We start from the raw sequence: 24,505 nt of genomic DNA, 5'->3' as shown, positions 1-24,505 counted from the left end.
ACGATGGCGATGCGTCGTTCCTCTTCCGCGCTGTTCGGAGCCGTGCTGGCGCTCGTCGCCATGCTCGGCCTCGTCGCGGCGTCGTCGTGGCACAGCGCGATGGTCCATGACCATGTGCCCGTGCAAGTCGCCGCCGTCGACCATGACCATGACCATGCGGCTGCGGCCGAGCATAACGATCACGCTCCCGCCAAGCAGACTGGCGGCGACAGTCCGGTGCATGTTCTCGCTCATGCCGCTGGTCATTGGGTCGCCTTCGACGGGCCGACGACTGCGAAAGTGCCGGCGATCGTCGCCGCTCGCGCGTGGTCGATCCTCACCACATCGCTGGCGAGCGGTATCGATCCTTCCAAGCTCCTGCGCCCTCCCCGCGGATGAGTCTCGCCGGCGCGTGACGCGCCGACAGACTTACCCCTGGAGGATTATGGATTATGAACGGCAGTTATCGCCGGCAGCGCGTGCTTGCGCTGGCCGGCACGCTCGCGGCGCTATGGCCCGCGGGTGCAGCGTGGTCGCAGACCGCGCCCCCTTTCGCACAGCTTCTGAACCAGACGCGCGATGTGCCCCGCGTCACGGTCTTGGAAGCCGACGTCGCCCGCGCGCGGGGCCTTGCCGAGCAAGCTCGCGCGCGGCCTAACCCGTCGATCAACGTCTATGCCGAAAATTTCGCGGGCGACCTCGATCGCAACGCGCGCAACCAGCAGCAAACGACGTTCCAGATCGATCAGCCCATCGAGCTGGGTGGCAAGCGATCAGCCCGGATCGCCGCCGGTGAAGCCGGCATCGTCGCGGCGCAGGCGCGCAATCGCGATGGTCGCCTTGTCTATGCGACCGAGCTGGCACGCGCCTATGCCGGCGCCGAGATCGCCGATCGGCGCATCGCTATTGCCGAGGACGAAGTTGAGGAGGCGACCGACGACCTGAAGGTGGCCCGCGCCTTGGTCGGCGCTGGCAAGGAAGCCCGCCTCCGGCAGGTGCAGGCTGAAACAGAACTCAACACGCTTCAGGCCGACCTCGAAAACGCGCGCGCCCTCAAGACGGCCGCGCTGGCACGCCTGTCCGCGCTGGCCGGTATTACAACCCCCTTCACCGGCCTGTCGGAATCACTCTTGGATCGGCTCGACGCCAAGCCGGCGTTCGGCCCCATCGACCCTATGCAGGCGACGATGGTGCGCGTTGCAGAAGCCGAACGGGACGCCGCAGCGCGAGCGGTGACGGTGCAACAGCGCCTCGCCATCCCCAACGTCACCGCGCAGCTCGGCGTGCGCCAGCTTCGCGTCGCGAGCGGCCCCGCCGTCGTTGCCGGCATATCCGTCCCGCTGCCCCTCTTCGATCGCAACCGGGGCAACATCTCGGCGGCACGTGCCGAACTGCAAGGTGCCGAGGCGCGTGCCGCAGCAGCCCGGCTCGAAGCCGAGGCGGGGACACGCGCTGGTCTCGCACTGGTAGAGGCAGCCGACGCTCGCGCCGCTGCCGCGCAGCGGACGTTGGCGACCGCCCAAGAGGGCTATCGCCTCGCTCGCGTGGCCTACGAGGCGGGCAAAAGCCCGCTGATCGAACTCCTTGCCGCGCGTCACAATCTCGGGGTCGCCCGTGGCGTCATCCTCGACGCCGCCGCAGCGCGCCTCGACGCTCGCGCCAATCTGGCCCGTCTGCAGGGCCTCACCATCACCGGAGAAGCGGTGCAATGACCGATAAAAATCGTCTCTACACCGGCGCCGCCATTGGCCTGGTCGCTGCCGCTGCGCTTGGGTTCGGCGCTGCGCGCCTCACCCAATCGTCCACCCCCGCCCCTGCCCCTACGGAAGCCGCAGCGCCAGCAAAGCCGTCGAACACGGTCGCGATGACGCAACAGGCGCTTTCAGCATCGCAAATCACTGTAGCCCCGGCGGCATCCGGCGAGCTGGACGCCGCGATCCTTGCCTCCGCCACGGTCGAGGCGACGCCCGACGCCGAGGCGGTGCTGACCGCGCGCGCGCCAGGCACGGTCAGCCGTATCATGGTCCGCATCGGCGATCCGGTTCGCGCCGGCCAGACCCTTGCATTGGTCGAGAGCCGCGACGCTTCACAAATCGCAGCCGACCGCTCGGCCGCATCCGCGCGCGTCACCCTCGCCGCGCGTCAGCTCGAACGAGAGCGCGGTTTGCTCGCGCAGGGTGTGACACCCCGCGCCGACTATGAATCGGCACAGGCCAACCTTGCCGTCGCCCAGGCCGACGCTCGCCGGGCTAGCGCCGCCGCGGGCGCGGCTCGCGTGTCGGGCGACGGTCGATCGGTTGCGGTCGTCAGCCCCGTTTCGGGGCGCGTTACCAATGCCGGTGCCAATCTCGGCCAGTTCGTCGCGGCTGAAACCGAGCTGTTCCGCGTCGCCGATCCGAGCCGGCTTCAGATTACCGCAAGCGTCCCGCCTGCCGATGCTGGCCGTGTCCGAGAAGGCGACAGGGTAGAGCTGACCACCACAGACGGTCGCACGATAGAAGGGCGGGTGCGTTCGGCGACCGGCGTCGTCGATCCGCAATCGCGGACCGCGACGGTCGTCGTCACGCCGACCGCCGGCGGCAGCACGCTTGCCCCGGGCCAGCTTGTTCAGGCTCGCATCCTCGCCAGTGGCGGGGCCGCAAAGAGCGGCGTGATGGTGCCGCAAGACGCGGTGCAGACGCTTGGCAGCGACAGCGTGGTGTTCGTCCGCACCGGCCAGGGCTTCCGCGCGCAGCCGGTTCAGATCGGCAGCCGATCGGGCGGGATGGTGGCGATCACCGGCGGCCTTGCCGCCGGCACGCAGATCGCCACCACCAACGCTTTCCTTCTCAAGGCCGAGATCGAGAAGGAGTCGGCGGAATGATCGGCCGCATCCTCTCCCTTTCGGTCCGGATGCGATGGCTTGTCGCCTTCCTGACCCTCGTCGTCATCGGCTTCGGCCTCTGGCAGATCACCAAGCTGCCGATCGACGCCGTGCCCGACGTCACCAACCGGCAGGTCCAGATCAGCACCTTCGCGCCGACGCTGGGGCCGGTCGACATCGAGAAGCAGGTGACGTTCCCGGTGGAGACGGCGCTTGCCGGAATACCAGGGCTTGAGATGACCCGCTCCATCTCACGCAATGGCTTCAGCCAGGTGACAGCGGTCTTTACCGACCGCACCGATATTTACTTTGCGCGCCAGCAGGTGACGGAACGGCTCGCACAGTCGCGCGACAGCCTTCCCGCCAACGCGCAGCCGATCCTCGCGCCGCTCAGCACCGGGCTTGGCGAGATCTTCTTCTATTCGGTCGCCTTCCGCCATCCCGACGGCAAGGGCCTGAAGACGGTCGACGGCAAACCGGGCTGGCAGTCGGACGGCAGCTACCTCACCCCCGAGGGCGAGCGGCTGACCACCGAACTGGCGAAGGCCGCCTATCTCCGCACGGTGCAGGACTGGATCATCCGCCCGCAGATGCGGGCGGTGCGCGGCGTCGCCGGCGTCGATTCCAACGGCGGCTATGTGAAGCAATATCTGATCGAGCCGAACCTCAACGCGCTCGCCAGCTATGGATTGTCCGTCACGGAGCTGGCGGATGCGATGGAGCGGGCCAACCTCTCCGCCGGGTCGAACTATGTCCGCCGCGCTGGCGAGAGCTTCCTTGTCCGCGCCGATGCTCGTCTGAAGTCGATCGAAGACATTCAGGAAGCCGTCGTCGCGACCCGCAACGGCGTCCCCGTTCGCGTCAAGGACGTGGGCCAGGTGGTGATCGGCGGTGCGGTCCGCACCGGCTCCGGCAGTCGCATGGGATCGGAAGCGGTCATCTCGACCGTGCTGATGCTGGTAGGCGACAACAGCCGCATCGTCGCGACAGACGCCGCCGAGAAGCTGACGCAGATCAACAAGGCGCTGCCGCCCGACGTGTTCGCCGAGCCGGTCTATAACCGCTCAAAGCTCGTCAACGCGACGATCGCGACGGTGGAAAAGAACCTGACCGAAGGCGCGCTGCTCGTCATCGTCGTGCTGTTCCTGCTGCTCGGCAACATCCGCGCTGCGCTCATCACCGCCGCAGTCATCCCGATTACCATGTTGATGACGGCCGCAGGAATGAACGGGCTGGGCGTGTCGGGCAATCTGATGAGCCTCGGCGCGCTCGATTTCGGGTTGATCGTCGACGGCGCCGTCATCATCGTCGAGAACGCGCTTCGCCGCCTCGCCGAACGCCAGGAGCATGAAGGCCGGCTTCTCACCCGCGAAGAGCGGATGGAGGAAACGACGCTCGCGGCCAAGGAGATGGTGCGGCCGACCGTTTATGGTCAGCTCATCATCTTCCTCGTCTTCGTGCCGCTGCTCACCTTCCAGGGCGTTGAGGGCAAGACGTTCGCGCCGATGGCGATCACGTTGATGGTGGCGCTCGCCTCTGCTTTCGTCCTGTCGCTTACCTTCGTTCCCGCGATGATCGCGATCGTCGTCAAGGGCCGGGTCAGTGAGACGGAAGTGAAGCCGATCCGCTGGTTCAAGGAACGCTACGCCCCCGTGCTGGGCCGGGCTGTCGCCCGCCCGATGCCCTTCATCCTGGGCGGTGTCGGCGTGTTCGTCGCGGCCGTGCTGAGCTTTGGCTTCCTCGGCGAGGAGTTCATGCCGCAGCTCGACGAGAAGGACATAACCGTCACCAACTTCCGCGTGCCATCTGCGTCGATCGACCAATCGACGCAGATGCAGCTCCAGATCGAGAATGCATTGAAGACGCTGCCGGAGGTGGCGCTGGTCTTCTCCAAGAACGGTAACGCCGACCTCGGCACCGATCCGATGCCACCCAATGCGTCGGATACCTACGTCATCCCCAAGCCGGAGAACGAGTGGCCGACGGAGGTGAAAAGCAAGGAGGACATTCTTCGCCGCATCGAGGAGCGGATGAAGCCGCTGATCGGCAACCGGACGGAGATCCAGCAACCGATCCAGATGCGCTTCAACGAGCTGATCGCCGGCGTTCGCGCCGACGTCGCGATCAAACTTTACGGCGACGACCTCGACGCGATGAGCGAACAGGCGAAGCGCATCGCCGCCGTCATGCGCACGATCCCCGGCGCTGGCGACGTGAGTGCCGAACAGACGTCCGGCGCGCCGACCTTCGACGTGCAGATCGACCGTCAGGCGGCGGGCCGTTACGGCCTGTCGGTCGAGGAGGTGGCGAACACCGTCTCGGCTGCGCTTGGCGGGCGTGAGGCCGGGCTGCTGTTCGAGGGCGACCGGCGGTTCGACGTCGTGGTCCGCCTGCCCGACGCGCAGCGGGACGACCTTGAGACGCTGGGGTCGATCCCGGTGATGCTGCCCGCTGCCGAAGGTCAGGTGGCGCGCTCGATCCCGCTAAGCCAGGTCGCCCGGTTCAACTACACCCAAGGGTTGAACCAGATCAGTCGTGAGAACGGCAAGCGGATGGTGGTCGTGCAGATCAACGTGCGTGGGCGCGACCTTGGCGGGTTCGTCGAGGAAGCGCAGGCGAAGATCGGCCAGATGCAGCTCCCCGCTGGCATGTATACCGAGTGGGGCGGCACCTTCGAGAGCCTGCAATCGGCTCGGCTACGCCTGCTGATCGTGGTGCCGATCTGCTTCATTGCGATCTACGCCCTGCTCTACATGGCGCTCGGCAGCTTCGTGTCGGCGGCGATCGTGTTCTCGGCGGTGCCGATGGCGCTTGCCGGGGGCGTGTTTGCGCTGCTGCTGCGCGGCATCCCCTTCTCGATCACCGCAGCGGTCGGGTTCATCGCCCTGTCGGGCGTCGCCGTCCTCAACGGCCTCGTGATGATGAGCGCGATCGGGAAGCATCGCGAGGAAGGGGCGAGCGACGATGACGCGATCGTGGACGGCGCAATGGAGCGCGTCCGCCCGGTGCTGATGACCGCGCTGGTGGCATCGCTCGGCTTCGTGCCGATGGCGCTCGCCACCGGCACAGGTGCCGAGGTGCAACGGCCGCTCGCAACCGTCGTCATCGGCGGCCTCATTACTTCGACCGCCCTGACCTTGCTGGTGCTGCCAGCGATCACCGCCCTGGCGGGCCGGTGGTCGCAACGGCGACGCCCCGACCCTGCCACCCCGACGCACGCGCTCGCGTGATGAAGCGGAGACAATTTACCGTGGAAACATCATCCAACCGCCCGTGGCGCCTCCCGCTGCACTTGAGAGGGGTGACGACGTTCCTTGCCGTCGCCACCGCGACGTTCATGGCAAGCGCCGCCTATGCACATGGGGTCGCCGAAGGCGATCAGGCATTCATCGAAACGATCAACGGACCCGCCCCTGGCGCCTTCCTCTATCTCGGCGCCAAGCACATGGTCACAGGTTACGACCATCTGCTGTTTCTGTTCGGGGTGATCTTCTTCCTCTACCGGATGAAGCAGGTTGCCGCCTACGTGACGCTGTTCGCGATCGGCCACAGCACGACGCTGATCGCCGGCGTTCTGCTCGGCACCCACGTCAGTCCCTATGCGATCGACGCGATTATCGGTCTGTCGGTGGTCTATAAGGCGCTCGACAATCTCGGTGCCTATCAGCGGTGGTTCGGCGTCCAGCCTAACGCCAAGGCCGCGGTCCTGATCTTCGGCCTGTTCCACGGCTTCGGCCTCGCGACCAAGCTCCAGGACTTCGCGCTGCCATCGAACGGCCTTTTGGTGAATCTGTTGTCGTTCAACGTCGGCGTCGAAATCGGCCAGTTACTCGCTCTGTCCGCGATCCTGATCGTCATGGGCTACTGGCGCCGCACCGCCAGCTTCCGCCGACATGCCTTTGCCGCGAACGTGGTCCTGATGACCGCGGGCTTCGTCCTTACCGGCTACCAGCTCGCCGGCCTCATTCTCGAAGGGAACGCCTGATGAAAAACGCCAATCTGCCAAACGTCGGCGATCTCCCGACGCTGCGCCAGCTCAACCGGGCAACGGCGCTTGCCTTCGGCGTCGCCGTCGCGCTGCTCGCGACGACGATCCTGCCCGCCGAATACGGCGTCGATCCGATCGGGACGGGCCGCCTGCTCGGCCTCACTCGCATGGGAGAGGTCAAGCAGGCCGAACATGCAGCCGAGACCGCCACAGTCCCGGCGACCACGGCGCCGGCTTCGCCGGCTGCAAGGTCGAGCGTGCCGGCGACCGCGCAGACGGCCGAGGTGAAGATCACGCTCCAGCCCGACGAAGGTCGCGAAGTGAAGGCAGACATGCGCGCTGGCGACCGGATCGCCTACGCCTGGTCGACCGGCGGACCGGAGGTCCGTTTCGAGCTTCACGGCGAGGAACACGACGCGCCGGCAGATAAATACACCAGCTACGAGAAAGGATCGTCCGCCGGCGAGAAGGGCGATTTCCAGGCTCCTTTCGACGGGATGCACGGATGGTATTGGCGCAACCGCACCACTGCGCCCGTGACCATCACCGTGACGGCGACCGGCACGTTCCGCAGCTTCGCTGCGAAGCCGAAATCCTGATCGTAGCGATGCACTCCACCCTTTCCACCACGAGGAGACTACCCATGAAATACGCAGTCCTAGCCGTCGCGGTATTGGCCGCAGCCCCCGCCGCCGCCCATCCCGTTCACGACGAGGAAGCGCATAGCCAAGCGCCCGCCGAGGTGGCGCGTCAGCACGTCGTTCGCATGGTGACGCAATCCAAGCTCGCCCCGAGCTGGTCCAAAGCAAAGGTCGAGGGCACCGCGCAGCGGACCGCCAACGGCGCGCGTCAGACCGTCGTGACTTTCACCAATCCCTCCGAGCCTGTCGCACGGCGCACGCTTCACGTCGTGATTGGTGCGGACGGCAAGGTTGTTTCCGCCAACCCTTCGGCGAGCTGAATAACCGGCTCGTTGCGGGACCATACCCGAGCCGGCAGCCCTTCGGGGTTGCCGGCCAACTTGGCGACGGACCCGCGAGGCGTGAGTCCGGATTAATGAGGAAGCGGAATGGCCTCTGTACATTATTCGGACACAGATTCACGGTAGCGGCTTGATGAGCAGCGGCATGAGGCCATCGGCATCGAGGTCGAGGCTCTCGGACCAGATATAATCGCCGGTGAGATTGATGCGGTCCCATCCCAGCGGCGACAATCGGGACAGCATGGCGGGATCGACAGGTGTGCCGCGGTGCCGCAGTTCATCGACGGCACGACCGAGATAGCGGCAGTTGAAAAGAATGATGGCGGCCGTGACAAGGTTGAGCGCTGCCGCGCGGGTCTGCTGGTTCTCCAGGCCACGGTCGCGAAACCGCCCGAGCCGATGGAAGGCGACAGCGCGGGCCAGGCTGTTGCGTGCCTCGCCCTTGTTGAGTTCGGCGGTGACCGTCCGGCGCAGATCGGTGTCGTCGAACCAGCGCAGCGTGAACAGTGTGCGCTCGATCCGTCCGACCTCCCGAAGTGCCGCAGCAAGACTGTTTTGTTGACGATAGGCGGACAGCTTCTTCAAAATCAGCGACGGTGTGACAGTGCGGTCGCGCATCGCCGCGATGACCTCCGCAATTTCGGCCCAATGGCTGACGATCAGGTCCCGACCGAGGCGGCGCCCGAACAGCGGTGCGAGCCGACCATAGCGCCGCGCGGGCTCGAAACCATAGAGTTGTCGATCCGACAGGCGCGGAATGCGCGGCTCGAAATCGAGGCCGAGCAAATGCATGACGGCGAACACGATATCGGAGACGCCGCCACCATCGGTGTGGAGGGCGGTGATGTCCGCGCTGCTTTCGTGGCCGAGGATGCCGTCGAGTGCGTGGATCGCCTCGCCCGCCGTCCCGGCGATGACCGTCTGATGAAGCGGTGCGTATCGATCGGTGATGGTGGTGTAGATCTTGACCACGGGGTCGCGACCGTAATGTGCGTTGACCGTTCCTCCGGCTTCGCCGGCACCGCCGAGATAATAAGCCTGCCCATCGGCCGATGCGCGATGCCCCGAACCAAACCAGGCGGCGAGCGGTTCGGCATGGATAGCGTCGGTCAGGCTGGCGAGCGCGGCGCGAAACGTTTCCTCGCGCATATGCCACGTCTGCATACGCAACAGTGCGCGACGCGAGGCGACACCGCAAACTTCGGCCATGCGCGACAGACCAAGGTTGGTCGCCTCCGCGATCAAGGTGGCAAGAAAGGCGCGTTCGTCGGCGGGAGGCAGACCGGTCGAGACATGGCCGAAATGCTGGATGAAGCCGGTCCATCGTTGAACCTGCGACAGCACATCCGTGATACGGGTGGCAGGCACCATGCCGTAGCAGGTGAGCGCAAGTTGCCGCCCTTCATCCTGACCAGGGTCTTCTTTGGGGTCTTTCGGAAACCGCAGCCGCTCGCCGGCAAAAAGGGGGGGATCGCGTTTGTCCAGATCGCGGGCGACCTCGCGCAGGGCGCTATCAAGCCTTGCCGCCCTCTCGTCGAGCCAGGCGTGCGGATCGCCGAGCGAGAAAGCGGGCTTCGGTACGGGGCTGGCCGGTGGGGCAAGCAGCACACTGAGCGCGCGATGGACGCGCGCGGTCGGCACCCAGATACCACCGGATGCCAAAGCATTGGAAAGCGCGCTGTAAGTCGCCATCTCCCAATGGGTGCGATCGATCCCGCCTGCGGTCATGACATGCCGACGCCAGCGGTGCTCGACATGGCCAAGCGGCACGTCATCGGGCAACGCCCTGCGCCAGTCTCCGTCGAGATCGGCGAGGATCGCCATCGCATCGCGCAACGGCTGCATTCCGGCCCGGCCCTGGAAATCAAAAGCGCGCACGAACGACGGCCCCATCCGCTTGAAGGCGCGATATTCCGCCGCGATCTCGTCCAGAACCTCGTTCCGGTGCGGTGAGGCGGTACGTCGGATGATAGCGGCGTCGGCGTCGATGATGTCGAGGGATGCCACGGCATCGACCGCCGCGGCGACATCGCCGCCAGCCCGGGCCGCCTGGCTGATCGCTTCCAGAACCCTGGCGATGCGTAACATCCGTTCGCGGCCCTCGCGGCCGGAAACGGCCACGCGCTGTTCGAGCCGTTTGCGGGCGCGCAGATGGGCCCGCCCCACGAGCGCAATGAACATATCGATCGCCGCATCGGTCAGTGTCGCCTCCAGCTCGCGCAGCGTCGCGAGCAGCACGACCCGCCTGCGGGCCGGGCGCATTTGCTGGAAAGCCTGTGCCGTGTAGCGCACACCCTCCCGGGCGAATTGCCCCAGGCGCGGTTCGTGGCGAACATCAGGGGAGAAAGCCGATATGCCCGTCCCACGAATCAGCGTGATCTTTTCGACGATTTCCAAAAGCGAAGCGGATGCGACACGCGGTTCTGGCTCGCGCAGCCAGGACAGACGGCTCTGCCGGTCATGCACCTTGTCATCGATCAGCGCGTCGAGTTGCTGACGCATCTCATGGCCAAGGCCGCCATCGATCGCGGCCACGAGATCCGTTTCCGCCTGATGTATCGCCTCGGCCGCCATGCGCTCCACGACGCTGACACCCGGGATCACGATCCGACGCGCGCGCATCTCATCCAGAAGCCGGCCGAGCAGCGCGCGTCCGTCGATGATGCTCGCCGCCTCGTTTGTCAGCCATGTCCGCAATTCCACGCGGTGCGGGCGGCTCAGATCGCTGAAGCCGAAGCGCGTCTTGATCGCGGCGAGCTGATCGTAGCGCGTGGGCGTGCGTCTGGCGAAATCAGCTATGACCTTTGCATCCACCCCGACCTGCTCGGCAATATGGTCGAGCATGACCGCAGGCAGCAGTTCCCCGTGGCGCAGATGCCGGCCCGGGTAGCGCAGGCAACAAAGCTGCAGGGCGTAGCCGAGTCGGGTGGCGGGCGTGCGCGCGGTGTCGATCGCGGTCATGTCCTCACCTGACAGACTATAGTGCTTCACGATCGCCGCCTCGTCGTCGGGCAACATCAGCAGGGCAGCGCGCTGCCGCGTCGTCATCGGAATCCGTCCGGGCATCTTTGAACCTCCAAAAACCACTTGCCTTTCGGCATGATTCTGAAAGAGGATTGTGAAAGACAAGAGGCCGCAGGAATCCGTTCATGCCGCACTGGCCTCCGGATACGGCCGTTTGTGAAAGAGACGCAGATGACGCGCGAACCCTATCTGATCGGTTATGCCCGCGTGTCGAAGGGCGACGACCAGTCGAACGCCGCGCAGCGGCGCGCGCTCGATGCGGCCGGCTGCAAGCGGATGTTCGAGGAGACCGCCAGCGGTGGGCGGTGGGACCGACCCAAGCTTCTGGAGATGATCGGCCAGTTGCGCGAGGGAGATGTCGTCGTCGTCTGGAAGCTTGACCGGCTGTCGCGCAGCCTAAAGGATATGCTGCACATCATGGAGCGGATCGAGCTGGCAGGCGCGGGCTTCCGCTCACTGACCGAGGCGATCGACACCACCACCGCGGCAGGGCGGATGATGATGCAGATGGTGGGAAGCTTCGCCGAGTTCGAGCGGGCCATGATCCGCGAGCGTACCAGCGCCGGCCTTGCCCAGGCTCGCGCAGAAGGACGGATCGGCGGGCGTCGGCCCAAGCTCGGCGACAAGCAGCGCCGCGAAATCGCCGAGTCCGTCACGTCCGGCCGCAAGTCCGGTGCCGAGATGGCGCGGCTCTACGGCGTCAGTGAACCCACCGTCTCGCGCATCGTCGCCGCGCACCGCCAGCAATTCAGTCAGCAGCAGAGGGAACAGGCATGAAGCGTGGTCACGATCTGTCCGGCGTCATGAAGTTCGCCACCTCGCCGGCCTGGGGCGAGCATCTGGGCGAGGCGCTCGGCGATCATCTCGGGCTGGCGATGGAGGAGTTCGACTTCGAAGCGGACGAGCTGGCGGACATCGTCGGCGATCATTGGGCCGGCGTGTTGTGGGGATGCGCGTTCGAGGATCTGCTGACGCGCACCATCGAACCCGGGGACCGGAACATCGTCGATGACTATATTCGGCGCCGGGGCTGGAATGAGAGCGGCCCGACCAAAATCTACCTGCGTGCCCTTCGATCGTCAGTGATGAGCCTCCACGAGGTCAGCGAGGTCGAGCCCGGCAGCGGCTTCCTCGTGCGCGACCTGATCCGGGGCGGCGAGCCGCTTCGAGTATCCGAGCGCAGCGCCTCGCAGACGCTGAAGCAATGGGACAGGATCGGTGCCCGCGTCGTGCAGGTCGGAGGCAAGCACCTCCTGTCGGGCGGCGTGCTGTCGTTCACGATGGAGGCGGCCGAGGCGCTCGTCGCCGATCTACGGCGCTCGAAGGGCAAGCGCAGCCCGCGCACCGCGTTGAACCTAGACGCCGACGATCTGGCTGCACTTCCGGCCCTCATCAGCACGGCATGGCTGTTCGATGTCGTTCCCAGGACCATGGGACCGGCGCCCATCCCCACGCTGCACAACATTGATGGCGAGGAGGTGATGTTCCACCGCGTGCGCTTTCCCTTCGCACGCGGCGTGACCCAGGCGCTGGTCGGCGAGCGGCTTGATACTGTCCCTGCGCTTCAGCGGGAAACCACGCACTTTTGGAACTGGCTGGGCGAGAAACCGAACGGAAAAGCGAAAAGCACCGGGCGCATGGCGTGGGGTGTGACGATGGCGGACGGCACCCCGGTGCTCGGCAATGTCGAATTGAAAGGCCGCGCCCTGATGCTCGCCGTCACCTCGGCCGAGCGAGCGAAACGCGGCACCGCGCTTATCAACGATGCGCTCGCCGGGTTGGTCGGCTCGCCGCTGACCACGATTGAGACGGTCGAACAGGCCATGGCGGCGCGGGCCGAGGGGCTGACATCATCCGAACCGGCACCCGCCATTGCGCCAGAGGTTGCAACCCCGCTCATCCATGCCATGCTCGACCGTCAGTACCGCGCGACGCTCGATGAACCCGTCGGCATGCTCGGCGACATCACCCCGCGCGCAGCCGTTCAAACTGCCGCAGGCCGGCACCGAGTAGCCGGGTGGCTCAAGCATCTCGAAAACCGCAGCAGCCAACTCGACGCGAACGACCCGATGGCCACCTACGACTTCACTTGGATATGGCGCGAACTTGGCATCGAGAACCTGCGCAAATAGTTCGCTACCCCTGACGTCGATGCCTACCGTGAATCCGTGTCCCTACAATGCACAGAGGCCTCATCGAGCGCAACTGGCCCGACATCCTGCGCATCATGGCGACGATCGCAGCGGGGATCGTCGCCCCCAGCCAGATTCTTCGCAAGCTCGCCTCTTACCCGCGCCAGAATGAGCTGGCCCTCGCATTGCGAGAGGTGGGCCGCATCGAGCGAACCCTGTTCATGATCGACTGGATTCTTGATGCCGGCCTCCAGCGCCAGGCTCAGATCGGCCTCAACAAGGGTGAGGCCCACCACGCCCTAAAGCGCGCCATCAGCTTCCACCGCCGAGGTGAAATCCGGGATCGATCCGGCGAAGGCCAGCACTATCGCATCGCCGGAATGAACCTGCTCGCCGCCATCATCATATTCTGGAACACCATGAAGCTCGGCGAGGTCGTCAATACCCGGGCCGCCAGCGGTACCCATATCGCGCCTGATCTACTCGCCCACGTCTCGCCGTTGGGATGGGAACACATCAATCTAACCGGGGAATATCGCTGGCCCAAATCCTTAGCGTAGGATTCCGCCCCCTCCCGCAAACGCCCCCTCATGAGGCACGATGAAGAAATCTGACAGGGCAAAGAAACATACCGGCAAGGTAATCGAGGCGGCTGCACGCGCTCATGAAGCTCTCGACTATTTCAACGGCAACGTCACAAATCCGTTCGATGAGCTAACATGGCCCAGCATTGCCGAAGGTTATCTTCTAGTCGCACAGAAGGCGGTATCAGACGCATTGGTCGCTTTGGAACGTGCAAACAGCGTTGGTTGGACCAAGCACGGCCAATAACTATCGTCCTGGCCCTTCCCGCGAACGATCGCGGTTCCTAGATCGTTCGCTCTGCCGCTTCCGCTCCATCGCGGCTACCGATCGCTCATGAATTGTAGGCGTTCGCCCTGCCCCCACAAATTGCCGCACCTGGTCGGCAAGCTGGCGGTCAGCTGGATCGCTGCTTGTCTCAAGCCGCTTGGCGGCAGCTAGATAGCGGTGTTGCGTCTCATTCCATGCCTGCCGCCCGCGCACCACGAAATCCGGAGCGGTTGACCGCCCCGCCAGCTGGTCTCGCGCGGCCGCAGTGATCTTCTGATTGGCAAACGGCGCAGGTGCGGTGCCGGCCATGTAGCGCTGCCTCATCCGATTCAGGGCCATGCTCTGACCGGCTCGGCCGACACCACGCGCTGCGCGAGGCGTTGCCTCGGCAGTAACCCCCCTCGCCCGCAATTCCTCTGCAAAGCGCTCCCGGTAATGATGCAGCGTTTGAGGTCGCGGGTTGAAGCGTTGCCCTGTGTCGCCGCGCGCGGCAACCGTCACATGCACGTGGGGCCGCGGTGTGTCCGTATGCAGCGCCAGGACGTAATCCCACTCATGCCCGATCTCGCTGCGCGCGACCTCGCGCACCGCTGAAAGAACCTTGTCGGGGTCTGTCCCTGCCGGCATCGAAAAAACCATGCTCACGGCGGCTACGGTAGAATTGTCACGCCAATAGACAGGATCGCCCCAATCGCGCGCCAGCTCCGCCCGAGCTTCCTTGTCAGTCAGTATGTCGCCATCACGCGTTTCAAGCGGCACATCGCCTTTCCGGCCGATATAGTCGAAATGCGCAGCCGCGTGGTTCTTGCCCTTCGGCCTGCCCGTAACCTTGACCATGACCTCCGGGGCACGGCTGACAACGCGAGCAAGCCGCGCCCGCGTGCTCCCGCCCTGGCCTGCCCGCCTCGAACTCAGCGAGCGCAGCAACATATCGGCCCCGCGCCTGTTCGGGTCGCTGGTCAGCTTTGGTTTGAACAGCGCGGCAAGCTGTCCCGCCTCAAAGCTGCTATCAAAGTCGCTCACTGGAAACCTCCCAATAGGACAGGTCAGCTTTCGTAGCGGCGCCGATACCTTCGACGGCCGCGCCGATCGCCGCGCGCAGGTCGTTGACCTTTTGCAGCTCGCCGGCGATCTCCGCTGCATTGTCCGCCAGCGCCATCTTGTTAGCGGCTCGGGCGATCTGATTCACGTTGCGCCCAATGCGCTGCAACGCCTGACGGCAATTCAACAGCTCTTCGCGCAATTCGCGATCGACAGGCGCGGCAATGCCGATGTGTCGCCGCACAAGAGCCATGGCCCAGGTCGCCGGGGTCATGCGGCGCTCTTTTGCGCGATGGCGGATCACGGCCAGTTCGGTTTCGGTCGGCCGAAGATAAAGGCGATGCTCGCCAGCGGCCTCGCGGTCAACAAGAGGTGCGGCCTCGCTGGCCGCCCCGGACTGCCGGAGCACGGCGTCAACCAGTTGACGCATGAAGGGGCCGCGCCCTCCCCTCGTCTGCGCAAGCGCGTCAATCTTTGCGAGCTTGGTTGCCTCGATCTTGAAGCCCAGCGTCTTTTCCATGTGGGGTAGGTATCTCCCAACCGTGAAGCGCGATCCGATAGGATTGAGCGTATCGGTTAACATTAGCCGCCGCAAGGCTTATCCTGCCATACAGTAGATACCTACCCCACAAACAAAAAGCGGTGGCAACTGCCACCGCTCTAAATTCCACGTCGCCTCGATGCTGAGAGAACGTGGACGGTAAAAGCTATCAGAAGTCGAAGGTTTGGGGCGCGGCCTCGCCGTCGAACCGAACCGTGACCTGGCCACTTAGAACAATCCCGCGACGGCCCTGAATGATGATAGCCGGTGCGTCGGTAGCCTCTTTCGGCTGACGGGGGGCGCGCGGCTTGTGATCGGAAGGATCGGCAAGCACGGCCCCCTCCCCTTCCCGCTCGTCGTCGTGAGCGTCCAGTTCAGGCCGCTCCCGACGATCGTCCGTCGCACTGGTAGCAGCTGCCACCAAGGCGCGCGATTCTTGGGGCGACGCTGGATCGTCGATCGCTTTAGCGGCACCGGCCTGCGCGGTCTCTTCCTCGGGGCTGCCTTGGAGCGTAGCAAGAAACTGCTCACAGGCGGCGGCTGTCGGATTTTCGTTTGCTGCCACGAAATTGCGCGTGGCCTGCTCGTCCAGCTCGATCGCGTGTTTGATCGCGACGGCGGCACGCGGAGAACAATTCTTCAACGCGGCAAGAATGTCCTCGGGCAAGGTGCGCAGCGAGTAGAGCCGCTTCACTTCCGAATGCGGCTTGGCGATGCGCGCGGCTAGATCCTTTGTCGAGAGCGTGTCACTGACGCGGCTCGCGATGAAACTGACGCGCTCAGCCAGACTTAGGGCTTGGCGTTGCTCGTTCTCAAGAAACTGGTCGAGGCCAATATCGCGCTCGGCGTCCGCCTGATCCAGAACGGTGTCGATCTGGTCGAAACCAAGCTGGCGGCACGCGCGATAGCGCCGCTCTCCGTAGCGGATGATGTAGCGACCGTTCGATGTTGGCGCGACAACGATGGGTTGCAGCAAGCCGCGGTCCTTGATGGTTGCGGCCAGTGCATCAATCTCGGCCTGGTCGAACTCCCGGCGAACCTGCGTGGGGTCTGGATCAATGTCATCGAGCGGAAGGCGCTGAAACCGTCCAGCTGCCTTGAACTCGGTATTCGCGGGGACGGCCGAAAAGTCCATCGCGTCCATATCGAAGTCGGCAAAGCTCTTCTTCGCCGGTTTGACAGCTGCCTTGCTCATGCGGCTTCCCTCTCAGCTTGATCGACAATGTAGGAGACGACTTCGCGCACGATCGGCGCGCTACGCCGCGTGTCCTTTGCCAAGCGCCAAACGGGAATTTCGAGTAAAGCCGCCTCGCGCATGTGCTCGCGGTGCGGAATGGTGTGCGGCACCACATTGGCAGGAAGCGCCTGCCCAATGCGGTCCATCAGCATTTTTGAAACTTCGCTCGTTGTCTGAACGCGGTTGAACACGATCCCGAACCGGGTCGCGTTACCCTCCCCGCGCACCTTGTTTGCAAGGCTGATGCTTTGCGAGATTTCGTTGAGCGACTGACGCGCGGTTTTGTCGGGGTCCAGTGGGACCGCGACATAATCGGACGCAATCAGCGCCATGAGGTTCCGGCCATCCCACGCGGGCGCAGTGTCGATCACGCAGTAGTCGTAGTGCTTGGCAAGGCCGGCACGAATGGCGCGGACATAAGCGCCGATGTGCTGGCCTTGCTGCGGGCTGTCAGTCGTCAACTCGACGATCTGCCGTGTGTTCTTGAAACAGGCCAGCGCCGGAGGTTCTTCGTTCGGGTCGAAGTCAAGAATCGACTGAACCGGGCCGATCTGCTCGAACTCGGCTTTCAGCATCCCGGCACTGTGGCATTGCTTGTCCAGGTCCAGGACCACGACACGCTTGCCCTGCTCGGCCAGATGCCACGCAATATGACAGGTAAGCGTGGTCTTGCCGATGCCGCCGCGCTCATTGGTCACTACGATTGTTCGCATTGAGAATCCCTTCAATGGCTGCGCCACGGGCTACTTGTGCCAGCGGTTATGAGCGGCGCTGTTTCCCGATCCGAAGCGATACTGCGACTGCATATACCATGGGTTCGGATCGTCGTTCAGGTTGAGGCCCTTGCCCTTGCGGCGCGGGCCGGTCTGTTCGGTTGGTGGGTCTTTGCCGAAGAAAACGATCAGCACGAAGACGGCGACGGCTCCCACTCCTAGCCAGCCAAAAGCGAAATAGGCCGCGAGTCCGACTGCAAGGACGACGATCAGCGCGGTTGCCGCGATCGCAAGCCACAGGGCAAGCGATGCCCAAAGCATGACAGTCCGTAGCACGCTGGCTGCGCGCCGAAGTTTGCTGGCAATCTCACGGCGCATAGCGGCCTCCTAAGCTGTTCGGCTCTCGCCTCGCTCGGAGCCGATCAGCTTAGGGAAAGGCTGCTCCCTGAAGATGTTCGGCACCTCGGTTCGCAGGGCACGCGACATACGTAGCGCCGTCAGCAAAGTGGCGTCCTGTCTGCCGTTCTCGATGGCCGCGACTGTTTCAGGGGAGACTTGAATCCTCGCTGCCAGCTCGGATTGCGTAAGTCCGGAAGCGACGCGCAAGCTCGCTACACGATTGAACAGTTTGGCTGCCACACATGCCTCACGTAGTTAAACCCTATTCTTGTTAGGGTCTGTGAAAAGCATTGTCCACAAAAAAGGGCGGCCACCAGGCCGCCCGTTTTAGGTGAAAGGGGGGGGGCTTAGTCAGCCCCGCCCCGAACCAAGATACCCAGCCCCTCAGCGATCAGGTCCACCGAGTAGCGGGTTTCGCCATTGCTCTCGTAGCTGTTCTGGCGGACCCGTCCGGTGATGTGAACCAGGTCGCCCTTGCCCAAGTCAGCGGCGCGCTCTGCCAGCTGGCGGAAGAACGTCACGCGGTTCCAGTGCGTATCGGTCTTCCATTCATCGCCATCCTTGCGGTTGTAGTTCGCGGCGACGGAAACATGGGTGACTTTATCGGTCGTATCGACACTGCCAACGCGGCCGATGATCCGAAATTCAGCGATGTTCTGCATGGTAGTCTCCTTTGGATAAGCGTTGCTGACGGATTTTTTGCGGCGGAGCTGAGCTACGCGGGCAAGCTGAAAATGGGAGGGTCCGCTTGCGGAAACCCAAGGCCGAAGGCCGGTTTTCTGCTTGCCCGCATTAGTGGCGATGTGGAGTTCGTATCCGTCAGACAGCAACGCCCAAAGGAAACGGCCCGAGTAGATGCAGCAATTTGGACTGGCGGCGGTGGCAGCTGCCACTGGCCATTGGCACCCATAGGTCGCTGCGCTCGATCGGCACGGCGGGGATTGGAAAACCCTGTCGCGGCTCCGCCGCTCTTTCCGTAGCTGGCAGTCCGTTGACGCGAGCAGGGGACTGCCGGTGGCAGCTGCCACCGGCTTGAAGCCGAACAGAAAGGGCAATCAGCGGTTCCGCTCACGATGATTTCGCTGAGGGCTGGGTTCTTGCACCTGGGCGGCACGATGGGCCGCCCACACCCGCTTGACGGTGCTGCGGTCGCAATCGGCCAGCTCTGCCGTTTTGGCAATGCTCTTGCCCGCTTCGCGCAATGCCACAATGCGGGCGTGCGTTGCCCGATCGCCTTTGCGCCCTCCGCTGCGCCCTGCGGCCTTTGCCAAGGCGATACCTTGGCGCTGTCGCTCGCGGCGATCGGTGTAATCGTCGTGAGCCATCTGCAGGGCGATCTTCAAGAGCATCGCCTGAACAGATTCGAGCACGATGCGGGCGATGCCCTCGGCGTCGGCCGCGAGGTCGGACAGGTCCACGACGCCGGGAATGGCAAGTCGCGCGCCTCGCGCACGAATTGTCTCAACCAGCTGCTCGGCCTCGGCCAAGGGAAGACGACTAATCCGGTCAATCTTCTCGGCAATCACCACTTCACCGGGTTGAAGATCGGCAATCATACGCAGCAACTCGGGGCGGTCGGCACGGGCACCCGATGCCTTCTCCCGATAGACTGCCGCGACATAATAGCCCGCTGCCTTCGCCTCGGCTACGATGGCATCCTGTCGGCGTAAGTCCTGTGCATCGGTGCTGACGCGCAAATAAACGCGGCCGATCTGCGGCGCGAAGGCGGGGGACGGCTCAATATCAGTGGCCATCGTTTGTTGAAGCTTCCTTGCCTAGCTGGGGACCATCCGGGGGCGAGGCCAGCATGTTGGATATGCTGGCTTCTGCGCTCGCGATCGCATCGCGGATTTCATCGGCCTGTTCGCGCAGCGCCGCCAATTGGCGGTCGCGCGGCAAAATTGCCCTCAGCCAATTAGCGCGCTGCTCGATTTGAGCGATCTGTTCGGCAAAAAACTGAGCGTCGGATCTCATCCGATCAAGCTCAGCCTGCGCCACGCGTAGTTTGCGGTTCCAAGCGGAATCGCGCGCCTTCGCTCGCCTGACCTCGTCCCGGTCTTGCTTGGCTTTGCGCTTCCGCTCCTGATCTAGCGCCTTTTGCAAGGCATCGCGTTTCCTGATCCGCTCGGCCTCAGCCGCTTCATCACGCCTGCGCGCGATCAAAGCATCCAGCGCCGAACGATCGTGAATGTCTATGTTGTTGCAGACCCATCTGATCCTTCGGAATGCCTTGTCCTCGATTTGGCCGATGCGGCTTGGCGACACACCGACGATCTTTGCAGTCGCGGCAAGAGTGAGCGCGGGAGAGGGGCCAAGCCCGATCCGCAAGCGGACAACCTGTTGCTCATGCGGTTCCAGCATCGCGATCAACCGCTCGACGGTTCGATGGTCGGTGATCGGCCTCTCTACATCGCGCTTTGCAAGCCGAGCTGCGAACAGCTCCATGGCCGATTTCATCGCGTCGTCCTGACCGTCCATGCAGGGTTTGAACCTCGCTCGTCCAAATATGGCGCACAATCTATACCATCTGCGCTAGGCGCGGAAGCCATAGCGCAAATAGCTGCTTGGGCAACCCTATTGCGCCATGCTGCCCGTGCCGACATTCTGCGCCTAGTGAGAAGGACGCGAACACGATGCCAACCATATACCTGAAACGAACATCGCCGTTGATGACCCAGCTCGGGGCGAACATCACTCGCGAGCTAAAGAAGCTAGGCATAACTCAAGGGGAGTTGTCCGAACGCTCGGGCGTTGCGGCGTCGCATATCTCATACATGGTTCGCGGACAAGGCAATCCAACGCTTGCTACCTTGGAGAGCCTTGCCGGTGTTTTCAGTTTATCGATTGTCGAATTATTGGCAGAGGATAGCACTTCCGATGATAAGTCATGAAAGGCAGTCGCTTTATTTGATTGGAACAATCTATGTCCAGTAACCCGCCCCACGAATTTGACCGTCTGCTACAAGATGCGCCGCTGGTGCGGGCAATGGGGGGAGCACTCTCGATGTTTGCCACGCTGCTTGCGCGTCAAGGCATTGTCGAGACGGGAGAGGTCGCAAACTTGCTGGGTATCTATGCGGTCGCGACAAGCGAAGTCGATAATGAAGAGGGCATGATTTTGGGATGCTGGGCAGCTATGATCCGCGACGTAGCGGAACAACAGCGCAAAGCTGCTCGCGGCTAACCTTGGCGCGCATGGCGCTAGCTGTAGGGGCTCGCAATCGTAGCGGCGTCTGCTCGCCAACAGCGCGATTTCCTGCTCACGCTATCTGCCACTGGCGCGTGGCGCCGTGCTCAAATTAGCTGCCAATGTGCTCGCCCTCATCCGGCGCTGCTCGCAAACGAGGCGTCGCACTCACGCTGTCTGCCAACAGCTTCGACCGCCAGCGGGAGGTCGATCAGACGGCCATAGGCTGTCCCGTTTCTCCATCTGCACCGGGCAGTTTCGGGAAAAGCCAATCGGGAACACATTTCGGGAAAATGGCACCTCGTTGCCATCGAGCGCGCCTTGCCGCCGTCAGCCGTCCCACGCGACCTTCCCAAACGGGAAGGCGAGACGTTGTGTCGGGAATATGCTACGACAATCCGTAAAGGAGCCGGTCTATGGGTATGCTGGTCGTTTCGGCAGTTTTTGTCGTGATACTTTCTGCCTTAGCTTACCGCGCGAACATACGCTTTCGTAACGAGCGCCGACTTCCAATGCAGTGGGGGATGACAGGGGCAGTAAACTGGTCCGCGCCCCGATTCGTTGCGCTTGCCTTCATACCGATCTTGGCAATCGGCGTTCTTGGCTTTCAAGTATTCATGGCATTGAATGTTCCTGCCCGAGCCGGGCAGGAGGCACTTGTATTCCCTGTGCTGGTCGGAACCGGTGCCACACTTGTCGCGGTGCAGCTTCTGCACCTTTGGTTGATCGAGAGGACTTTGCGCCGCAACGCCGGGTAGGTCTTGCTCGCTCGTCAGGTCGCTTTCCCGAAATTCGATCCCAATCGAGGAGGCCAAGTAGCCACCTATGCACGATACTGCGTTCCGTTTCTTACAGGCCGATTTATGAGGCTGGGCAGTGGCGCTATCGACGCCGTGGTCAGCGCTATGCACGACGTGACCGTACCGCCCGGTTGTTGCAATCGACCAGGTGCATTTTTGTGACCGCACGCGCTACGCTGTGACAACACCTTCGCTGGCAATCGATCGTGCTATAAAGGAGGTCATAGGAGAAGACCATGCTGGATGCCGCGCTGCTCGTAGACACGAATGGCAAGCCGCTTTTAAACGGCAAGGTCACGAGTTCGCGCGACTGGAACGTCGTCAACGCTTTTTGCGAGGACACCTATACGCGCCTGTCCGCAAAACCGTTGATTCGAGGCTCTGATCCCGATGCCACGATCCGGATGTTAAGGATCGGCCGCATCAAATTCAGCCGCTTCTGCTTTGGAACGCCGACCAGGGCGGAGGACTTTGACCCCGCTGCCGGCAACATCATCGTCGTCAATACGTTGCGGGGCGGGCTGCGCCATCCGCTCGATGGCAACGCCGTCGCAGACACACGCTCCGGCGACAGCTACGTGGTCGATTGCAGCCGGATCGACTATTGGAACATCGCGGACGGACATGATCTCCAGCTCAATCTTACGATTCCACATGCCCTGATCGAGGCGGTCGCCGCGCGCTGGTATGGTTTCGTGCCGGACGATAGCCTGTGGCGTCGGCGACTGGTATTTGGGCGGCGTCAGTCGGCTTGGCTCTCGCTGGTAGACTATGCCACGCGCTCGCTGGAGGCGCGTCACGACGGTATCGCCCATTCCGTGATCGAACAGCGCATCGAGGAGGCACTATGCCTTGAACTGCTGCACAACTGGGCGCGGGAAGCCGAACTCTCGCTCGAAGTCGGGGCGCGGGCGGCTGCGCCTTATTACGTGCGCGAAGCCGAACGGCTGATGAGCGATCATGCACGGGAGGCTCCCTCGATCGCCGACATCGCAGGGCGACTGGGCATCAGCGCGCGCAGCCTTTCCGAAGGCTTCCGACGCTTCCGTGGGGTCAGGCCGCATGAGTATCTTGGTGACCGGCGTCTCGACGGCTTGCGGCAGGCGTTGCTGGAGGCACCTGCCGGGCAAAGCGCATCGGCGATCGCGCGGTCCTGGGGATATGTCAATCTGGGTGTGATGGCGACGCGCTATCGCGCCCGGTTCGGCGAGACGCCGACACAGACGCTGGTCGGCGCACGTTCGCGCTGACGGTCACAACGACACAGGCGGATTCCGATCCGCTGCACTTGGCTGCCGGTTTCGACCACTTTGTTCCGAAAACAAGTAGTTGAAAGTGACTTGTGAAATGCTCATTCTTCCTAAAACCGGCTAACCATGGTGCCAGCCGGCGGCAATGATCCGACAGCGCGACACGCTGGCCGGATTTCAGGTGCGCTATCAGCACAAGGCAGAGGAAGACCATGAAAGCACTCGTATATCAGGGTCCTGGAAAGAAGGACTGGATCGAAAAGGCGAAGCCCGAGGTGCAGAAGCCGACCGACGTGATCGTCAAGATCACCAGGACGACGATCTGCGGAACCGACCTGCACATCCTCAAGGGCGACGTGCCCGCGGTCACCGAAGGTCGTACGCTCGGGCATGAGGGTGTCGGCGTCGTCGAGGCGGTGGGTTCCGCCGTGGAGAACTTCAAACCGGGCGATACCGTGCTTGTCTCCTGCGTGACGTCCTGCGGGAAGTGCGCCAATTGCAAGCGTCAGCTCTACGCGCATTGCGCCGACGGCGGCTGGATCCTCGGTCACCTGATCGACGGTACCCAGGCGGAGTATGTCCGCATCCCGCATGGCGACAACTCGCTGTATCCGGTGCCTGCGGGGGCCGACGAGGAGGCGCTGGTGATGCTGTCCGACATCATGCCGACCGGTTTGGAGATTGGCGTCCAGGCGGGCGGGGTGAAGCCGGGCGACACCATCGCGATTGTCGGCGCCGGGCCGGTCGGCATGTCGATCCTCCTGACCGCGCAATTCTATTCACCGGGGCGGATCATCATGATCGACATGGACCCCTCCCGCCTTGCGCTTGCGCGGCAGTTCGGCGCGACCGATACCATCCAGGTGGGCGCGGAGGATGCCGTCGCCCGGGTTCTGGAAATGACCGGCAGCCTGGGCGTCGACGTTGCGATCGAAGCGGTTGGCGTTCCGGCCACGTTCGACATATGTCAGAAGATCGTGTCGGCTGGCGGCAACATCGCTAACGTCGGAGTGCACGGCAAGCCCGTCGAACTGCACATCGAGGAACTCTGGATCAAGAACATCAACATATCGATGGGTCTAGTCTGCACCAGCACCACTCCGATGCTGCTCAAGACCTTGAGTAGCGGAAAACTCGATCCGGCAAGGCTCGTCACCCACCGCTTCGCGATGGATGACATTCTCCACGCCTATGAGGTGTTCGGCAACGCGGCACGGGAGAAGGCGATCAAGGTCATCATCAACGCCTGACTGCTCGAAAGTCAGCCGAATTTTCCACCGACCGTTGCGCCCAATCGCCTGATCCGGTCAAGGGCAAGTGGAGGAATGGCTGCTGAGGACGGTGCTGCCAGTCATGGTGGCACTGTCGAGCAGCCAGTTCCGCACGCGCGGGGTGCTGCACCAGCATGTTACGCCCGTTTGGCACCTGTTGGATGGCGCGCACGATGGTAGCGCCGATCGTCGGCAGATAATCGGCATAGGCCGCCAGATCGTTTACTAGGAACGTCATAGCAGCAT

25 protein-coding genes and 1 pseudogene are annotated in these 24,505 nt (G+C 63.5%); 16 read left to right on the top strand and 10 right to left on the bottom strand.

Translation table 11 applies throughout. The features are described from left to right. Window positions 1-3: 3 nt before the first annotated feature. The 7 genes from VHN57_RS27135 to VHN57_RS27105 all read left to right on the top strand — a co-directional run bounded on the left by VHN57_RS27135 (window position 4) and on the right by VHN57_RS27105 (window position 7,791). Entirely contained in the window at window positions 4-378 is a 375-nt protein-coding gene (locus VHN57_RS27135) for a hypothetical protein (RefSeq protein ID WP_061780292.1), read from the top strand. Window positions 379-431: 53 nt separating this feature from the next. Then, on the top strand, window positions 432-1,691 hold the full coding sequence (locus tag VHN57_RS27130; protein ID WP_042469198.1) for a TolC family protein: 1,260 nt from the start codon (window positions 432-434) through the stop codon (window positions 1,689-1,691). Continuing rightward, on the top strand, window positions 1,688-2,842 hold the full coding sequence (locus VHN57_RS27125; protein WP_042469196.1) for an efflux RND transporter periplasmic adaptor subunit: 1,155 nt from the start codon (window positions 1,688-1,690) through the stop codon (window positions 2,840-2,842). The genes VHN57_RS27130 and VHN57_RS27125 overlap by 4 nt, the downstream gene beginning before the upstream one ends. Beyond that, the gene (locus tag VHN57_RS27120; RefSeq protein WP_042469194.1) at window positions 2,839-6,072 is read left to right on the top strand and encodes an efflux RND transporter permease subunit; all 3,234 of its coding nucleotides are present in this window, start codon (window positions 2,839-2,841) and stop codon (window positions 6,070-6,072) included. Before VHN57_RS27125 ends, VHN57_RS27120 begins: the two co-directional genes overlap by 4 nt. Before the next feature lie 107 nt (window positions 6,073-6,179). After that, a complete protein-coding gene (locus tag VHN57_RS27115; RefSeq protein ID WP_042469303.1) occupies window positions 6,180-6,827 on the top strand; it encodes a HupE/UreJ family protein in 648 nt (215 codons plus the stop codon). Next, window positions 6,827-7,429 carry a hypothetical protein gene (locus tag VHN57_RS27110; protein WP_042469192.1) on the top strand — a complete coding sequence of 201 codons (603 nt, stop codon included), beginning with the start codon at window positions 6,827-6,829 and terminating at the stop codon, window positions 7,427-7,429. The genes VHN57_RS27115 and VHN57_RS27110 overlap by 1 nt, the downstream gene beginning before the upstream one ends. 44 nt (window positions 7,430-7,473) lie before the next feature. Beyond that, the gene (locus VHN57_RS27105) at window positions 7,474-7,791 is read left to right on the top strand and encodes a DUF6488 family protein (protein ID WP_042469191.1); all 318 of its coding nucleotides are present in this window, start codon (window positions 7,474-7,476) and stop codon (window positions 7,789-7,791) included. 138 nt (window positions 7,792-7,929) lie between these two features. On the opposite strand, the gene VHN57_RS27100 is transcribed toward VHN57_RS27105, so the two are convergent. Beyond that, window positions 7,930-10,878, bottom strand: coding sequence for a Tn3 family transposase (locus tag VHN57_RS27100; protein WP_233431824.1), 2,949 nt, complete (start codon window positions 10,876-10,878; stop codon window positions 7,930-7,932). Between the two features lie 129 nt (window positions 10,879-11,007). Between VHN57_RS27100 and VHN57_RS27095 the strand changes: the two genes are divergently transcribed. The 4 genes and pseudogenes from VHN57_RS27095 (at window position 11,008) to VHN57_RS27080 (ending at window position 13,799) form a co-directional block, all read left to right on the top strand. Continuing rightward, window positions 11,008-11,613 carry a recombinase family protein gene (locus tag VHN57_RS27095; protein ID WP_423286573.1) on the top strand — a complete coding sequence of 202 codons (606 nt, stop codon included), beginning with the start codon at window positions 11,008-11,010 and terminating at the stop codon, window positions 11,611-11,613. Continuing rightward, window positions 11,610-12,968, top strand: a complete 1,359-nt coding sequence (locus VHN57_RS27090) for a hypothetical protein (protein WP_423286571.1) — start codon at window positions 11,610-11,612, stop codon at window positions 12,966-12,968. Before VHN57_RS27095 ends, VHN57_RS27090 begins: the two co-directional genes overlap by 4 nt. A 44-nt stretch (window positions 12,969-13,012) precedes the next feature. Further along, window positions 13,013-13,528: pseudogene (locus VHN57_RS27085) on the top strand (Tn3 family transposase); the annotation flags it as partial. A 40-nt stretch (window positions 13,529-13,568) separates the two neighbouring features. Next, on the top strand, window positions 13,569-13,799 hold the full coding sequence (locus VHN57_RS27080; protein ID WP_006953926.1) for a hypothetical protein: 231 nt from the start codon (window positions 13,569-13,571) through the stop codon (window positions 13,797-13,799). On the opposite strand, the gene VHN57_RS27075 is transcribed toward VHN57_RS27080, so the two are convergent. The 9 genes from VHN57_RS27075 to VHN57_RS27035 form a co-directional block, all read right to left on the bottom strand. Continuing rightward, complete coding sequence (locus tag VHN57_RS27075) at window positions 13,800-14,843, bottom strand: relaxase/mobilization nuclease domain-containing protein (RefSeq protein ID WP_004213271.1); 1,044 nt, start codon at window positions 14,841-14,843, stop codon at window positions 13,800-13,802. After that, window positions 14,830-15,381, bottom strand: a complete 552-nt coding sequence (gene mobC, locus VHN57_RS27070; RefSeq protein WP_004213273.1) for a plasmid mobilization relaxosome protein MobC — start codon at window positions 15,379-15,381, stop codon at window positions 14,830-14,832. Before mobC ends, VHN57_RS27075 begins: the two co-directional genes overlap by 14 nt. Window positions 15,382-15,571: 190 nt before the next feature. Further along, entirely contained in the window at window positions 15,572-16,597 is a 1,026-nt protein-coding gene (locus VHN57_RS27065) for a ParB/RepB/Spo0J family partition protein (protein ID WP_004213274.1), read from the bottom strand. Next, window positions 16,594-17,352 (bottom strand): ParA family protein, encoded by a 759-nt coding sequence (locus VHN57_RS27060; RefSeq protein WP_004213275.1) that lies wholly within the window; start codon window positions 17,350-17,352, stop codon window positions 16,594-16,596. Before VHN57_RS27060 ends, VHN57_RS27065 begins: the two co-directional genes overlap by 4 nt. 30 nt (window positions 17,353-17,382) lie before the next feature. After that, complete coding sequence (locus tag VHN57_RS27055) at window positions 17,383-17,730, bottom strand: hypothetical protein (RefSeq protein ID WP_004213276.1); 348 nt, start codon at window positions 17,728-17,730, stop codon at window positions 17,383-17,385. Between the two features lie 9 nt (window positions 17,731-17,739). Continuing rightward, window positions 17,740-17,991, bottom strand: a complete 252-nt coding sequence (locus VHN57_RS27050) for a helix-turn-helix transcriptional regulator (RefSeq protein ID WP_007016081.1) — start codon at window positions 17,989-17,991, stop codon at window positions 17,740-17,742. Between the two features lie 107 nt (window positions 17,992-18,098). Continuing rightward, window positions 18,099-18,413 carry a single-stranded DNA-binding protein gene (locus VHN57_RS27045; RefSeq protein ID WP_004213277.1) on the bottom strand — a complete coding sequence of 105 codons (315 nt, stop codon included), beginning with the start codon at window positions 18,411-18,413 and terminating at the stop codon, window positions 18,099-18,101. Window positions 18,414-18,806: 393 nt separating this feature from the next. Continuing rightward, window positions 18,807-19,505 (bottom strand): recombinase family protein, encoded by a 699-nt coding sequence (locus VHN57_RS27040; protein WP_004213279.1) that lies wholly within the window; start codon window positions 19,503-19,505, stop codon window positions 18,807-18,809. Next, window positions 19,495-20,229, bottom strand: a complete 735-nt coding sequence (locus VHN57_RS27035; RefSeq protein WP_006953917.1) for a sigma factor-like helix-turn-helix DNA-binding protein — start codon at window positions 20,227-20,229, stop codon at window positions 19,495-19,497. The genes VHN57_RS27040 and VHN57_RS27035 overlap by 11 nt, the downstream gene beginning before the upstream one ends. Window positions 20,230-20,384: 155 nt before the next feature. Between VHN57_RS27035 and VHN57_RS27030 the strand changes: the two genes are divergently transcribed. The 5 genes from VHN57_RS27030 to VHN57_RS27010 all read left to right on the top strand — a co-directional run bounded on the left by VHN57_RS27030 (window position 20,385) and on the right by VHN57_RS27010 (window position 24,238). Next, window positions 20,385-20,642, top strand: a complete 258-nt coding sequence (locus VHN57_RS27030) for a helix-turn-helix domain-containing protein (RefSeq protein ID WP_066969372.1) — start codon at window positions 20,385-20,387, stop codon at window positions 20,640-20,642. 32 nt (window positions 20,643-20,674) lie between these two features. Further along, window positions 20,675-20,935, top strand: coding sequence for a hypothetical protein (locus tag VHN57_RS27025; protein WP_238147337.1), 261 nt, complete (start codon window positions 20,675-20,677; stop codon window positions 20,933-20,935). A 419-nt stretch (window positions 20,936-21,354) separates the two neighbouring features. Then, window positions 21,355-21,696, top strand: coding sequence for a hypothetical protein (locus VHN57_RS27020; RefSeq protein WP_107327975.1), 342 nt, complete (start codon window positions 21,355-21,357; stop codon window positions 21,694-21,696). A 278-nt stretch (window positions 21,697-21,974) separates the two neighbouring features. Further along, window positions 21,975-22,988, top strand: a complete 1,014-nt coding sequence (locus VHN57_RS27015) for an AraC family transcriptional regulator (protein WP_107327974.1) — start codon at window positions 21,975-21,977, stop codon at window positions 22,986-22,988. A gap of 275 nt (window positions 22,989-23,263) precedes the next feature. After that, the gene (locus tag VHN57_RS27010) at window positions 23,264-24,238 is read left to right on the top strand and encodes a zinc-dependent alcohol dehydrogenase family protein (protein ID WP_343059092.1); all 975 of its coding nucleotides are present in this window, start codon (window positions 23,264-23,266) and stop codon (window positions 24,236-24,238) included. Window positions 24,239-24,505: the final 267 nt, after the last annotated feature.

It is taken from the genome of Sphingobium salicis subsp. salicis (assembly GCF_049472635.1).
Lineage (GTDB): Bacteria > Pseudomonadota > Alphaproteobacteria > Sphingomonadales > Sphingomonadaceae > Sphingobium > Sphingobium yanoikuyae_A.
This window is presented reverse-complemented; position numbering and strand designations above follow the sequence as displayed.